Consider the following 718-nt stretch of genomic DNA (forward strand, 5'->3'; position numbering starts at 1 on the left):
TAAGAATTATCTGAAAATATGGATTCCAATCTAGGTTCAAGGTAGTGCTTTACTACTTGTTGTGCTATCCTATCGCTTACAGTGGGAATACCCAAAGGTCGGGTCTTGCCCCCTGCCTTGGGTATATTGACCCGCTTTACCGCAGGTGCAAAATAACTTCCTGATGCCAGTCTATTCCATACCTTGTACAGTTCCTTGGAACGTACACTATCGAATTCCGATAGGGTTTGATGGTCTATCCCGGCACTTCCCTGGTTACTTTTTACCTTCTTGTAGGATTCCCACACCATCTCCTTGGTTATGGGGATCGACTTTGTTTGTTCTTTAAAAATCATCCTTACAATTTTAAGTTGTTCCTAAATTTAAACTGTATAACTGAAGTCCTTCGCTCCGCTCCCATTACAGGAGTTTCAACACTAATACGACTTCATCCGCAACCTATGTGCTCATTAGTAATCGACTTACAGGTATTTCCCGCTTGTGTTTTCCTTTTCGCATAGCACATAGGCTTCCTGTGGTTCCACAATAAAGCCTGGATAGAAGTCATGCCCGCTTTATGACGGTTGCCGCATAGACAGTAATTAGGTGCCCTCTATGCTTATCCCTGACTCCTCGATATAAATCAGGTTTTGACAACAACTGGTCATTTCGTCACTTCATCGCAAGGTTCGCTTTCGCTCATCTCTTCTATCCTTACCTGACTATTTTAAATAGCCTT

Annotated in this window: 1 pseudogene; it reads right to left on the minus strand. The window is 42.6% G+C overall.

Annotated elements, in window-relative coordinates:
- Positions 1-335, minus strand: a pseudogene (locus tag ACFFU9_RS14090) (group II intron reverse transcriptase/maturase); the annotation flags it as partial.
- Positions 336-718 lie beyond the last annotated feature (383 nt).

Source organism: Mariniflexile ostreae (assembly GCF_042427585.1).
Lineage (GTDB): Bacteria > Bacteroidota > Bacteroidia > Flavobacteriales > Flavobacteriaceae > Pseudalgibacter > Pseudalgibacter ostreae.